The 12917-nt window shown below is 69.7% G+C and carries 9 protein-coding genes; 7 read left to right on the top strand and 2 right to left on the bottom strand.

What is annotated here, in order from left to right; translation table 11 throughout:
* Positions 1-1709: non-reducing end alpha-L-arabinofuranosidase family hydrolase (locus ACZ7GX_RS37765; RefSeq protein WP_498784184.1), on the bottom strand; the 1709-nt coding region annotated here is incomplete at its 3' end.
* A 746-nt stretch (positions 1710-2455) separates the two neighbouring features.
* Here ACZ7GX_RS37765 and ACZ7GX_RS37760 point away from each other — a divergent pair.
* The 5 genes from ACZ7GX_RS37760 to ACZ7GX_RS37740 all read left to right on the top strand — a co-directional run bounded on the left by ACZ7GX_RS37760 (position 2456) and on the right by ACZ7GX_RS37740 (position 8800).
* On the top strand, positions 2456-3838 hold the full coding sequence (locus tag ACZ7GX_RS37760; RefSeq protein WP_498784182.1) for a glycoside hydrolase family 43 protein: 1383 nt from the start codon (positions 2456-2458) through the stop codon (positions 3836-3838).
* A 328-nt stretch (positions 3839-4166) separates the two neighbouring features.
* Positions 4167-5432, top strand: a complete 1266-nt coding sequence (locus ACZ7GX_RS37755; protein ID WP_498784180.1) for an extracellular solute-binding protein — start codon at positions 4167-4169, stop codon at positions 5430-5432.
* On the top strand, positions 5429-6382 hold the full coding sequence (locus tag ACZ7GX_RS37750; RefSeq protein ID WP_498784178.1) for a carbohydrate ABC transporter permease: 954 nt from the start codon (positions 5429-5431) through the stop codon (positions 6380-6382). Before ACZ7GX_RS37755 ends, ACZ7GX_RS37750 begins: the two co-directional genes overlap by 4 nt.
* Complete coding sequence (locus tag ACZ7GX_RS37745) at positions 6379-7227, top strand: carbohydrate ABC transporter permease (RefSeq protein ID WP_498784176.1); 849 nt, start codon at positions 6379-6381, stop codon at positions 7225-7227. Before ACZ7GX_RS37750 ends, ACZ7GX_RS37745 begins: the two co-directional genes overlap by 4 nt.
* Before the next feature lie 25 nt (positions 7228-7252).
* Positions 7253-8800: a glycoside hydrolase family 43 protein gene (locus ACZ7GX_RS37740; RefSeq protein ID WP_498784174.1), complete on the top strand. Its 1548-nt coding sequence runs from the start codon at positions 7253-7255 to the stop codon at positions 8798-8800.
* A 65-nt stretch (positions 8801-8865) separates the two neighbouring features.
* Here ACZ7GX_RS37740 and ACZ7GX_RS37735 read toward each other — a convergent pair whose 3' ends face one another.
* Positions 8866-9852 (bottom strand): PaaX family transcriptional regulator, encoded by a 987-nt coding sequence (locus tag ACZ7GX_RS37735; RefSeq protein ID WP_498784172.1) that lies wholly within the window; start codon positions 9850-9852, stop codon positions 8866-8868.
* 297 nt (positions 9853-10149) lie between these two features.
* Between ACZ7GX_RS37735 and ACZ7GX_RS37730 the strand changes: the two genes are divergently transcribed.
* Together ACZ7GX_RS37730 and ACZ7GX_RS37725 are read left to right on the top strand one after the other, a co-directional pair.
* Positions 10150-11505 carry an extracellular catalytic domain type 1 short-chain-length polyhydroxyalkanoate depolymerase gene (locus tag ACZ7GX_RS37730; RefSeq protein WP_498784170.1) on the top strand — a complete coding sequence of 452 codons (1356 nt, stop codon included), beginning with the start codon at positions 10150-10152 and terminating at the stop codon, positions 11503-11505.
* Positions 11506-11546: 41 nt separating this feature from the next.
* Positions 11547-12878 carry a CE1 family esterase gene (locus ACZ7GX_RS37725; RefSeq protein ID WP_498784169.1) on the top strand — a complete coding sequence of 444 codons (1332 nt, stop codon included), beginning with the start codon at positions 11547-11549 and terminating at the stop codon, positions 12876-12878.
* Positions 12879-12917 lie beyond the last annotated feature (39 nt).

Genomic DNA, 12917 nt, shown 5'->3' with positions numbered 1-12917 from the left:
TAGAACAGCGTGGGCGCGACGGTGCTGATGTTCATGGCCTGCTGGGGCGCCGAGGCCATCTCGGACCAGTTGCCGAAGAGCCCGAAGTTCATCGAGCCCCAGCGCGTGCCGGTGTCGTGCGTGGTCGCGTAGACGAGGTGCTTGCCGTTGTACGGCACGTAGGTGAAGTCCTTGAGCGACACCCAGCCCGACCTCGGGTTCGCCAGCACGCCCGTCGACGACCAGCGGTACGTCGACGGGAGGGAGCACTGGCCGGGCGTCGTGGTCGTGGTGGTGGTCGTCGTCCCGCCGCCGCCGACGCGGACGAGCTGCCACTGCTGGTTGGCGCCGCCCCAGTCGCTGTACTGGACGACGTTGCCGCCGTCGGCGGTGGACGCGCCCTGGACCTCGACCGCCTTGTTGCTGTTGCGGTTGATCAGGCGGACGTGGCCGCCGTCGGAGTCGGCGAGGCGGAACTGCTGGTTGGTGCTGTTGTTGTCGGCCCACTGGACGATGTTGGCGCCGTCGGCGGTGGAGAAGTTGTAGACGTCGAGCACCTTGCCGGACAGGCGTGACTTCACCCGGTAGTAGCCGCCGCCGGAGTCGACGAACTGCCACTGCTGCTGGTTGCCGTCGTTGCGGGTCCACTGGGTGATGCGGGCGCCGTCGTTGGTGGCGAGGTTGTAGACGTCGAGCGCCTTGCCGCTGTTGCGGTTCACCAGTACGTACCACGCGGTCGTGTCGATGACCCCGGGCTGGCTCGAGCCCTCGTTGAGGGCGTTGAGCACGGCGGTGTAGGCGGGCTTCTTGTTGCCCGAGGCGTCGAACAGCAGCGGGTTCTGGCCGGTCCGCCACGAGTCGCTGTCGCGGATGCCCCAGACGGTGATGCCGGTGCACCGGGCGACCGCCAGGCACGCGCGGGTGACGGCGCCGAACGCGTTGGCCTGGTTGGAGCCGGAGATGTCCAGCTCGGTGATCTGCACGTCGACGCCGAGGTCGGCGAAGCGCTGGAGGTTGGCCTGGTAGTCCGACGGCGCCGAGTTGGTCAGGTGGGACTGGAAGCCGACGCAGTCGATGGGGACGCCGCGGGCCTTGAAGTCGCGCACCATGTTGTAGATGCCGGTGCTCTTGGCGTTGATGCCGTCGGTGTTGTAGTCGTTGTAGCAGAGCTTCGCGCCGGGGTCGGCGGCACGCGCGGCGCGGAAGGAGGCCTCGATCCAGTCGTTGCCCGTGCGCTGGAGGTTGGAGTCGCGACGACCGCCGCTGGTGCCGTCGGCGAACGCCTCGTTCACCACGTCCCAGGAGTGGATCTTGCCCCGGTAGTAGGTCGCGACGCGGGTGACGTGGTTGAGCAGGGCCTGGCGCAGCGCCGAGCCCTCCATGCGCTGCATCCACCCCGGCTGCTGGGAGTGCCAGGCCAGGGTGTGGCCGCGCACCTTCATGCCGCGGCTGATGGCGTGGTTGACGATCCGGTCGCCGTTGGTGAACGTGAACTGGCCCTGGTTGGGCTCGGTCGCGTCCATCTTCATCTCGTTCTCGGCGGTGACCTGGTTGAACTCCCGGTTCAGGATCCCGACGTAGGTCGAGTCGCCGAGCTTGCCCGCCGCGACGGCGGCGCCGAAGTACCGGCCCTTCTCCGCCGCCGAGGCGCCCAGGGTCGTGCCGGCCAGGGCCAGGCCGTCGAACGCCGCCGTCATCATGGTGGCGACGAGTCCCACGACGAGCAGCAACGCCGTTGTTCTCGACCGACGCACCGGCGTCGGTCGAATGACCGCTCGTATCGAATGATTCATCACGTGTCCTCACGGATCGGCACACCGCAAGCCGTGGCGTCGCGGTGGCAGGGGGCACTTGCCGACGCCCGATCGATCTTTTGTTAGCGCTAACAACTTCGCGGTTGAACATCCCACGTGCAAAGGGGATGGCAGTGAAGTGCGGTCGTCGTCGCGATGAGCGCGCGTCGTGCCTCTCCGACTGTGAAGGATGGCACACGCCGGGTCAAGACGTTACGAAAATCTTTCGTGCAGGTAGGGCGCGGTATCGCGCTGGTGATGGGCACCTGACCGGTCGGTGTCGGGCCTCTTGGGCCGCATGGTCAGGTCGAATGGCGTTCGACTGTTAATAGCCCGCGCCTTGCTAAAGTTAGCGCAAACATTTTAGCTACCGGAACGGTGGCCTCGAATTGAGATGGAAGCGGCTGTCCCGAACGTTCGGATCGAGCACGCGCAATGGGCTGAACGGAGCAACTCCGGGTGGCTAAAGTTAGCGCTCACAGGTTTAGCTTTGACGATGTCGTCGGGACGTAGTTTCATGGGCACGACAATCAAGGTCACTCCGTTCCCGGCGGGCTCCCGCCGCGCCGAGCGCCGCCGTGGGTGCGCTGTCCTGTGGAGTCGCAACGGTCAGCACGGGAAGTGGACCCGGCCTGACGGTGGCGAACGTCGCGACGGATTCCGATGCCCTTCCGGAGGTTCTGGTGAAATCGACACCGTTGGTCGCGGCGCTGCTGCGGCGGGTGGGCGCGTTGCTCGCCGCGGTCGTGTGCGCGTCGGCCCTCGCGCCCGCGATGGCCAAGGCGGACAACCCGATCGTGCAGCACATCTACACCGCCGACCCGGCGCCGCTGGTCCACAACGGACGCGTGTACCTCTACACGGGGCACGACGAGGACGGTTCGACCTGGTTCACCATGAAGGAGTGGCGGGTCTGGTCCTCCGACGACATGGTGAACTGGACCGACCACGGCTCGCCGATGAACGTGGGCACGTTCTCCTGGGCGAGCAAGGACGCGTGGGCGGGGCAGGCGATCGAGCGCAACGGCAAGTTCTACTGGTACGTGCCCGTCGTCAACCGCGCCACCGGCCGCATGGCGATCGGCGTGGGCGTCGCCGACAGCCCCACCGGCCCGTTCCGCGACGCCATCGGCCGCCCGCTGGTGGAGAACGGCGAGATCGACCCGAGCGTCTTCATCGACGACAACGGCCAGGCGTACCTGTACTGGGGCAACCCGAACCTGTGGTACGTGCGGCTCAACGCCGACATGACGTCGTTCTCCGGCGGTCCCACCCAGATCCCGCTCACCGCGGCCGGGTTCGGCTCCCGCACCGGTGACGCCAGCCGCCCCACCCTCTACGAGGAAGGGCCCTGGGTCTACAAGCGCAACGGCGTGTACTACAACGTGTTCGCGGCGAAGTGCTGCTCGGAGTTCATCGCCTACTCCACCGCGCCCAGCCCCACCGGGCCGTGGACCTACCGCGGCACGGTCATGCCCACCCAGGGCGGCAGCTTCACCAACCACGCGGGGATCGTCGACTTCAAGGGCAGCTCCTACTTCTTCTACCACAACGGCGCGTTGCCGGGCGGTGGCGGTTTCACCAGGTCCGTGGCGGTGGAGCGGTTCACCTACAACGCCGACGGCTCGATCCCGACCATCAACATGACCACGGGCGGCGCACCTCAAGTGGGCACGCTCAACCCGTTCGTCCGCCAGGAGGCCGAGACGATCGCCTGGGGTTCGGGCATCGAGACCGAGCGTTCCGCCGAGGGCGGGATGAACGTGGGCTGGATCGAGAACGGCGACTACCTCAAGGTGAAGGGCGTCGCGTTCGGCTCGGGCGCGCGGACGTTCAACGCCCGCGTGGCCTCCGGCACCTCCGGCGGCACCGTCGAGGTCCGGCTGGACGGCCCGAGCGGCGCGGTGGTGGGGCGCTGCGGCGTCTCGGGCACCGGCGGCTGGCAGAACTGGGCCACGGTCTCCTGCCCGATCAGCGGCGCGACGGGCACCCATGACCTCTACCTCCGGTTCACCGGCGGCAGCGGCTACCTGTTCAACGTCAACTGGTGGCAGTTCGCGGCGTGACGGCGCGCGGTGGTCGCGGTCGCCGGCGGCGAAACCGCGCCCGCGACCACCGGGCTCACTGAACGTTAGATAGTTCGCGTTCACAAAGTGTGTTGTGAAGAGTCCACTGACGGAGGTCTTGCTTTCGCGTTCTCGGGCGGCACAAGGTGTTCTTGACGGCCCTTGTGACACAGCTTACTGTCGTGAGCGCTAACAATCGGAGTTGAGACCGAAACTTTCGGCCGCACGGTGCGGCAGGCTCTCGACCCGGTTCACGCGATCGCCGACCGGCGGTGGTCAACCGCATGGTGGCGGTGCCGCCTGTTCTCGCACACCTTGGAGAAGCGCTGTGAAACTCCGCTTGCCCCTGCTCCGCGCCGCCGCGGCCCTGGCCCTGCTCACCGCCTGCACACCCGGCACGGGCGGTGGTGGGGGAGGGGACGGCAAGTCGTTCGAGTTCTGGTCGTTCTCCGCCATCAACCAGAAGCTGACCGTCGACGCGTACAAGGCGAAGCACCCGGACATCGACATCAAGCTGACCGAGGTCGGCACGTCGACGGAGACCGCCCAGTCGCTGACCACGGCGCTGGCCGGCGGGAAGGTGCCGGACCTGGTGCTCATCCAGGGCGACAACCTGCCGCAGTTCGTCGACCAGCCGCAGAACTTCGTGGACCTGCGGACGCTGGGCGCCGACGACATCAAGGACGAGTACCTCGACTGGGTGTGGAAGCAGAGCGTCGCCAAGGACGGCGAGGTGCTGGGCGTGCCCACCGACGTGGGCGGCATGGCCGTGGCCTACCGGACCGACCTGTTCGCCGCCGCCGGCCTGCCCACCGACCGGGAGTCCGTGAGCGCGCTGTGGCCGACGTGGGACGCGTTCATCGAGACCGGTAAGCGCTACAAGCAGGCCACCGGCAAGGCGTTCACCGACAACGCGGCGACCAGCGTGTTCTACCAGGCGGTCAACCAGGTCTCGGAGAAGTACTACAGCGCGGACCGCAAGCTGGTCTACAGCACCAACCCGCAGGTCAAGGCGGCGTTCGAGCTCGGCATCAAGGCGGCCACCTCCGGGATCACCGCCGGGCAGTCCTCGTTCGAGAGCGCGTGGAGCGCCGGCATGGGCCAGGGCGCGTACGCCGCGGTGTCCGCGCCGTCGTGGATGCTCAACAGCATCCGCACCACCGCCCCCGACACCAAGGGCAAGTGGGACATCGCCAGGATCCCCGGCGGCTCCGGCAACTGGGGCGGAAGCTACCTGGCCATCCCCAAGGGCGCGAAGAACCCCCAGGCCGCCTGGAACTACATCAAGGAGATGCAGTCGCCCGCGGGCCAGCTGGAGCACTTCAACCGCGTCGGCGCGCTGCCCTCCACGCCGGAGGTCTACCAGGACGCCAAGCTCACCGACGCGAAGGACCCGTTCTTCTCCGACGCGCCGACCGGCAAGATCTACACCGACTCGCTGCTGGGCCTCAAGCCGTTCTACATCGGTCCCGACAGCGCCGCCATCGGCCAGGAGTTCCTCGACGCCATCACCAACGTCGAGCAGGCGGGCGGCGACCCGGCCACCGCCTGGGACGACGCGCTGCGCAACATCAAGACCGCCATCGGCGAGTGACGACCGTGACCGCCACGCTGACGCCCGCGCCGTCGGCCGCACTGCCGCCCCCTGCCTCCCCGAGGGGCAGGGGGCTCGCGGAGCGCCTGTCGCCGTACGCCTACATCGCCCCGTTCTTCGTCCTGTTCGGCGTGTTCGGGCTGTTCCCCCTCCTCTTCACCTTCTACGTGGCCCTGTTCGACTGGAACCCCATCGGCGACCAGGTGTTCATCGGCACGGACAACTTCACCCGCATGTTCGCCGACCCGCGGTTCTGGAACGCCGCGGGCAACACGGTGAGCATCTGGGCGCTGTCCACCGTCCCGCAGCTGCTGCTGGCGCTGGTGCTGGCGCACGTGCTCAACCACGCCCGGCTGCGGTTCGCGCTGTTCTTCCGGATGTCGGTGCTGGTGCCCTACATCACGTCGGTGGCGGCCACCGCGGTCGTCTTCGCGCAGCTGTTCGACCGGGACTACGGGCTGCTCAACTGGGTGCTCGGGCTGGTCGGGATCGAGCCGGTGGACTTCGTCCAGTCCACTTGGGGCAGTCACGTCCTCATCGCCACGATGGTGACCTGGCGGTGGTTCGGCTACACCACGCTGCTCTACCTGGCTTCGCTGCAATCGGTGCCGCGGGCGGTGTTCGAGGCCGCGGCCATCGACGGCGCGGGGCCGTGGCAGCGGTTCCGGCACATCACCATCCCCTCGCTGCGACCGGTGATCATCTTCACCGTCGTCACGTCCACCATCGGCGGCCTGCAGATCTTCACCGAGCCGCTGCTGACCGGCTCGGGGCTGACCTGCGGCGCGGTGCGCCAGTGCCAGACGTTGACGTTGTTCCTGTACGAGCAGGGTTTCGGGCAGTTCGAGTTCGGCTACGGCTCGGCGATCGGGGTCGCCCTGTTCGTCATGGTCGTGGCGATCGCCGCGGTCAACTTCGTGCTGTCCACCCGGATCAAGGCGGATCGATGACGAGCACCGCGACGCGCAACCGAGGCCCCGGCCGGGTCCGCTGGTGGACCTACCTCATGCTGGCCGCCGCCACGGTCGTGTGCCTGTTCCCGCTGTACTGGATGTTCATCGTCGCCACCACCGACACGGCGGCCGCGACGCGGATGCCGCCCGAGGTCGTGCCCGGCGGCAACTTCTTCCACCTCGCCGGGCTGGTCCTGGACACGGTGCCGTTCGTGCAGTCGCTGCTCAACAGCCTCGCCGTGGCCACCGCGATCGGCGTCGGTCAGGCGGTGCTGTGCTCGCTGGCGGGGTTCGCCTTCGCGAAGCTGCAGTTCCCGGGCCGCAACACCCTGTTCGTGGTCGTCGTGCTCACCATGACGGTGCCCACGCAGCTCTCGGTCATCCCGCAGTACATGATCATGTCCGAGCTGGGCTGGGTCGACACGCTGCAGGCGCTGATCGTGCCCGGCCTGGCCAGCGCGTTCGGCATCTTCTGGATGCGCCAGCACATCTCGGCCACGATCAGCGACGAGCTGATGCAGGCGGCCCGCATCGACGGCGCGAGCACCGCGCAGGTGTTCTGGCGCATCGCGTTCCCGATCGTGCGGCCGGCCGCGTTCGTGCTCGGCCTGTTCGGGTTCATCACCGCGTGGAACGACTTCCTGTGGCCGTTCATCGTGCTCAAGTCGCCCGAGCGCTACACCGCCCAGATCGCCATCAAGGCGCTCCAGAACAGCCTCGACGTCGACCTCGGGCTGGCCATGTCCGGCTCCTTCCTCGCCACGATCCCGCTGGTCGTGCTGTTCGTCGTGGTCGGACGCCGGATGGTCGCGGGCATCCTCGAAGGCGCCTTCAAGGGCTGACGCCCTCGCACAACAAGGAAAACCATTGACCTCACCGAAGTCCGAGGCGTCGTTCTACGACAACCCCGTGATCCCCGGGTTCCACCCCGACCCCAGCGTGTGCCGGGTCGGCGACGACTACTACCTGGTGTGCTCGAGCTTCGAGTACTTCCCGGGCGTGCCGCTCTTCCACAGCCGCGACCTGGTGAACTGGCGGCAGATCGGCAACGTCCTGGACCGGCCGTCCCAGCTGCCGCTGCCGGCCGACGCGATGGCGTCGGACGGGATCTACGCGCCCACGATCCGGCACCACGACGGCCGGTTCTGGATGATCACCACGAACGTCTCGCACGGCGGCAACTTCGTCGTCACCGCCGAGCGACCCGAAGGCCCCTGGTCGGACCCCGTGTGGCTCGACCTGCCCGGCATCGACCCCGACCTGGCGTGGGACTCGGACGGCAACTGCTGGTGCTCCTTCGCGGGCGCGCACGGGCCCACGTTCAACGGCGTGCAGGTCGCCCGGGTCGACCCCGAGGCGGGGAAGGTGCTGGAAGGGCCGTTCCCGGCCTGGGCGGGCACCGGGTTGCAGTGGCCGGAAGCGCCCCACCTGTACCAGGTCGGGGAGTGGTGGTACCTGATGATCGCCGAGGGCGGCACCGAGCGCGGCCACACCGTGGCCATGGCCCGAGCCCGCTCGCCGCGCGGTCCGTGGGAACCGGCGCCGGTCAACCCGATCCTGTCGCACCGCAGCACGAGCCAACCCGTCCAGAGCACGGGTCACGCCGACCTCGTCACCACGCCGGACGGCGAGTGGTGGATGGTGCTGCTGGCCACCCGCCCGGTCGGCTACAGCCCCAAGTTCCACGTCCTGGGCCGGGAGACCTTCCTGACCCCGGTCCGGTGGGAGGACGGCTGGCCCCGCGTCGGCCCCGTCAACCTGAGGGAACGGGCGCCGGTCGGCGCACAGGAGCCGCAGGCCGCCCCGGAGCGGGACGACTTCGACGCCCCCGGGCTCGACCCCCGGTGGATCTCGCCGCGGGCGCGGCCGGACGGCTCGTGGTCGGTGACCGAGCGGCCGGGGTGGCTCGCGCTGCACGCCACCGGCTCCACGCTGGACCGGCCGGGCTGCACGTTCGTCGGCCGGCGCCAGCAGCACGTCGAGAGCCGGACCGCCGTCCTCCTGGATCCCGCCGCCGGTCGCGCCGGCCTGTCGGTGCGCCTGGACGAGGGCCACCACTACGACCTGGAGGTGGCGGACGGGCGGGCCGCGGTCATCGCCCGCATCGGACCCCTGCGCCAGAGCGTGGCCACGAGACCCGTGCCACCGGGCCCGCTGACGCTCGTGATCACCACCCGCTCGGCCCGCCGGTGGCCGGCGGGGGAGGAGCCGGCGGGCCTGCACGTCGCCGCGCCGGACTACCTCGCCTTCCACGTCGGTGAGGACCCGGAGCCGCTGGCCGAGCTGGACGGCCGGTACCTGTCCACGGAGGTCGCCACCGGCTTCACGGGCCGGGTGATCGGCATGTACGTCACCGAGGGCACCGCCTGGTTCGACTGGTTCGACCACGGTCCGCTCGACGCCGCACGGCCCTGACCTCGCCCGGTCGTCCCGGTCCGCGGCGAAGCGGCCGGGACGACCGGAAGTGGGGGCTCAGGTGATCAGCGGGAGGCCGTGCCCGGTTCGGCGACGGGCTGCCACGCGCCGTGCAGGCCGTCGAGCATGTCCGCGACCGTGTGGGCCTGCACGTCGGTGGGCGGGTCGGTGGTGAACCGGCTCACGACGGCGCGCACGTGACCCTGGGCGGGGCCCGCGAGGCCGTCGTAGACGGCGGTGAACAGGTTGCGGGCGGGTTCGCGCAGCCAGCCCGGCGGCAGCAGCTCCAGCGGCAGGCGCGGGTCGAGGATGGGCAGGCGGCGGTAGGTGTCCATGACCTCGGTGCGGGCGCGGACCGCTTCGATCCCGGTGATCCGGGAGGCGCGGATGTCGGGCAGCAGCGGCCGCCAGCGCCGGATGAACGCGTCGTAGTGGCGGGCGATGGCGGTGGTGTCCCAGGCGTCGAGGGGGTTGCGGCCGGTCCGCTCACCGAGGTCGACGTGGCGGGCGCGGAAGACGGTCATGGTGCCGGCGGCGAGCTCGGCCAGCTGCGCCCTGGCCTTGTCGGTGAGGTCGTGCGGCGAGATCCAGAGGCCGTCGTAGAGGGGCGCGCAGCCGAACCAGCGCAGCCGGCTGCGGACCTCCCGCCGCCGCGCGACCTCGTCCTGCGGCAGCGAGAAGGCGATCAACGTCCACCGGTGGTCCCACGGCTCGGCGGCGGCCGCCGCGGCGACGATGGACCGACCTCCGGCGGCGAGGTCGAGGGCGGCGGCCGAGGTGAGCCGGTAGGAGCTGTTGCGGCCCTGCTTGCTGCCTTCGAGGACACCGCGACGGGCGAGCCGGCTGATGGTGGTGCGCGCCCCGGCGTGGCTGACACCCGCCTCGGCGAGCAGCGCCACGATCGCGGCCGACGGCAGCCAGGCGCCGGTCCGCAGCGTGTAGTCGGCGAGCAGGGTCACGGTCAGGCCCTGCGGTGAGTTGCCGGACTGCCGCCGGGGAAGCCGGACCGCGTCGTCCGGGAAGATCTCCTCGATGTCGTACGGGCTGGTCACGGCGGCTCCGGCGGTGGCTCGGACAGGTCGTCACCACCGACCCTAATCGGGCGCGATCCCGTCGCACGGCCACACCGACCGGGCGAGACGGTCGATTGACAGTTTCTCGACCGGGCGGCACTCTAAGTGTCACACGATGGACGGCGTCCGATCAGCCGAGTCCGTGCGCTCGATCGCATCGGCTGGTCACCCGCCGGACACGTCCACGCGTGGCTCTCCCTCCGCCGCACCGCGGGTCGCACCCGGCCCGCTGCCAGCACCCTGTCCGGCCGTGCGCGACACAAAGGAGTCAAGCGCATGAAGGTCAAACCGAGCCTGCTACTCGCCGCCGCGACGTCACTCGTCGTGGCCGGCCTCGTCTCCGTCGCCTCAACGCCCGCGTCCGCGGCGTCGTTGACGGAGGTCACCAACTTCGGCTCCAACCCCGGTGGGATGCGGATGCACGTCTACGTGCCCGATTCCCGCCCGGCCAACCCCGGGATCGTCGTGGCCATGCACGGCTGCGGCGGCTCGGGCCCCGGCTTCTACTCCGGCAGCGAGTTCGCCTCGCTGGCCGACCGGCACGGTTTCGTCGTCATCTACCCCAGCGCCGAGCAGCAGGCCGGGTTCGGCAAGTGCTTCGACACGTGGTCCGACGCGGCCAAGCGCCGCGGTGGCGGCAGCGACCCCGTGTCGATCGTGTCGATGGTCAACTACGTCCAGCAGCGCTACGGAGGCGACCCCAACCGGGTCTACGCCACGGGATCGTCGTCCGGCGGCATGATGACCCAGCACATGCTCGCCCTGTACCCGGACGTGTTCAAGGCGGGTGCGTCGTTCATGGGCGTGCCCTTCAACTGCTTCGCCAACGCCGCCGACTTCCCGCCCGGCAGCAGCAAGTGCACGGGTAACGGGGGAGCGAACCGCACCCCGCAGCAGTGGGGCGACGCGGTGCGCCAGGCCTACCCCGGCTACACCGGCGTGCGGCCGCGCGTCCAGCTCTGGCACGGCACCAACGACACCCTCGTGCCGTACGCGCTGCTCCAGGAGAGCATCGAGCAGTGGACCAACGTGTTCGGCCTGAGCCAGACGCCGTCGTCCACCGACACCCCGCAGACCAACTGGAACCGGCGCCGCTACAACGACACCTCCGGCACCACCCAGGTCGAGGCCTACAGCATCCAGGGCGCCGGGCACAGCCTGCCCGCCGGCGGCATGGCAGCCCAGGCCATCGCGTTCTTCGGCCTGGACCGGCCCGGTGGCCCGACCAGCACGACCACGACGACGACCACCACGAGCACGACGACGTCCACCACGACGTCCACCACGACGACGACCACCACGCCGGGCGGCTCGGAGTCGTGCCGCGTCACAGGCACGGTCAACGCCTGGAACACCGGCCTCACCGAGAACCTCACCATCACCAACACCGGCTCCACGGCGATCAACGGCTGGTCGCTGGTCTTCACGTTGCCGAGCGGGCAGACGATCACCTCCGGCTGGAGCGCCACCTACTCGCCCACGTCCGGGCAGGTGACCGCGCGCAACGTGGCCTACAACCCCGTGATCGCGCCCAACGCCTCGATCGGCATCGGCTTCCAGGCGACCCACAACGGCAACACCGCCAAACCGGCCTCCTTCACCCTCAACGGTGCGCCGTGTTCCACCTCCTGAGCGACCGCGAACCCCGACCCGACAACGGGAGGAGCAGTGCGATGACAAGGCGAAGGTCGATCCTGGGCTCGGTCGCGGCGGCGGCGCTGCTCGTCGTGGCCTCCATCGGCACGGTGTTGAGCGGCGACCTCGGCGAGCGCACCTCGGCCGCGGCGGTCGGCGCCGCGGCGGCGACCGCGGGCTGCGGCAAGGCGCCGTCGCTGCGCAGCGGCACGATCACGATCCAGAGCAGCGGCAAGTCCCGCAGCTACATCCTGCGGGTCCCGGACAACTACGACGTGAACCGCCCCTACCGGGTGGTCTTCGGCTTCCACTGGCTGAACGGCTCGGCCACCGACGTCGCCACCGGCCGGACCGTGCAGACGGACGTCTGGGCCTACTACGGGCTCCAGCGCCTGGCCGACAACAGCACCATCTTCGTCGCGCCCCAGGGCCTGAACAGCGGTTGGGCCAACTCCGGCGGCGAGGACATCACGCTCGTCGACGACATCAACCGGCAACTCGACGCCGGCCTCTGCGTCGACACCACGCAGCGCTTCGCCGTCGGCTTCAGCTACGGCGCGGCCATGAGCTACGCCGTCGCCTGCGCCCGGCCGGACGTCTTCCGCGCGGTCGCGGTCTACGCCGTGGGCCAGCTCAGCGGGTGCAGTGGCGGCACCCAGCCCATCGCCTACTTCGCCGCGCACGGCCTGCGGGACAACGTCCTCGGCATCTCGGGCGGCCGGTCGATGCGCGACCGCTTCGTCCGCAACAACGGGTGCGCCGCCCAGAGCCCGCGTGAGCCGTCGCAGGGCAGCCTGACCCACGTGACCACGACCTACTCGGGGTGCCGCGAGGGCTACCCGGTGGTCTGGGCTGCGTTCGACGAGGGGCACATCGCCGCGCCGCAGGACGGCGCACCCGGCGACAGCGGCTCCCGGACCTGGTTGCCGGCCGAGACGTGGCGGTTCTTCACCCAGTTCCAGAGCGGTCCGACGACGACGACCACGACCACGACGACGAGCACCACGACCACCACGACGACAACCACGACCACGACGGGTCAGCCGGAACCCGGCACCTGTCGCGTCACCAACACCACCAACGCCTGGAACACCGGGCTGACCGCCGACATCACCATCACCAACACCGGGACCACCGCGGTCAACGGCTGGACCCTGACCTTCACCCTCCCACCGGGTCAGGCGATCACCTCCGGCTGGAACGCCACCTACTCGCCCACGTCCGGACAGGTGGCCGCGCGCAACGTCTCGTACAACGCGACCATCGCGCCCGGCGCGTCGGTGGGCATCGGCTTCCAGGCCACCCACACCGGCAACACCGGCAAACCCACCGCCTACACCCTCGGCAACGCCACCTGCACGATCGCCTGACCACGGCCGTCGAGGCACGACCCGCAGACGACGAGGCGG

It is taken from the genome of Actinosynnema sp. NPDC037264 (genome assembly GCF_055603705.1).
The sequence above is the reverse complement of the archived record's forward strand: the minus strand, read 5'-3'. Positions and strand labels throughout refer to the sequence as shown.